The organism is Marinobacterium profundum, assembly GCF_001528745.1.
Classification (GTDB): domain Bacteria; phylum Pseudomonadota; class Gammaproteobacteria; order Pseudomonadales; family Balneatricaceae; genus Marinobacterium_A; species Marinobacterium_A profundum.
The window spans coordinates 1-727 of record NZ_BCNS01000054.1 but is presented as its reverse complement, the minus strand read 5'-3'; the positions used below and the strand labels follow the sequence as shown (position 1 = coordinate 727).

At 56.1% G+C, this 727-nt stretch carries 1 protein-coding gene; it reads left to right on the top strand.

Going from position 1 to position 727, the window contains the following annotated elements; translation table 11 throughout:
- Positions 1–414 precede the first annotated feature (414 nt).
- Positions 415–727, top strand: a 313-nt coding sequence (locus MPRO_RS02825; RefSeq protein WP_158651732.1) for a cold shock domain-containing protein, incomplete at its 3' end; no start/stop codon positions are given.

Here is a 727-nt window from a genome sequence, read left to right as displayed (position 1 = left end):
TATTTGCCCGCCGGGTTAATAACCCACAGGTACTCATCTGTGTGCTATTTCTGATCGCCTACTTCAGCATGCTGGCGGCTATTTTCTATGTCGAAATCAGTGACGAAATGAATATGCAGACCGGGGACAACTCCTTCCTTGATGGATGAGTTGCAGATCCTGTTCGGCGTGCTTACGGTGGGCGTGGTGCAGGTGCTGAGTTACTGGTTCGGCGGCATCAGAGGCAAGCCGGCGGTCTGAATCGAGGCTGAGCCTTATTGTAATCTCTACCCGGTTGGTGATGCCTGAGTAGCCGTAGCTTCTTTCCCTAATAGGCCCTGGCTGTTATAAACAGCGCTTATCAATGCCGATTTGAATGCTGTGCAGGGCTTTGCCCGGGCGTATACAGGCAGGCAACAGAGCGAGGAAGAATGAATGCGATTGCAGGGACGCATCACGCGTTGGAAAGATGACCAGGGTTTTGGTTTTATAACCCCTGAAGGCGGTGGTGAGCCGGTGTTTGTACATATATCGGCGTTTGCCAGCCGGCGGCTGAGGCCCTCTGTGCAGGACATTGTGACCTATACCCCTGGCACCGGTGATCGTGGCCGCCCCCAGGCGCTGAAGGTCAGCTATCCCGGGGAAAAGCGCCAAGCCCGTGGGCCCAAACGCTCAAGCGGCAACGGCACCCTGGGGCTGCTGTTTGCCGGTGTCTTTCTGGGCTTTGTGGCCGTTGCGGCCATGGTGG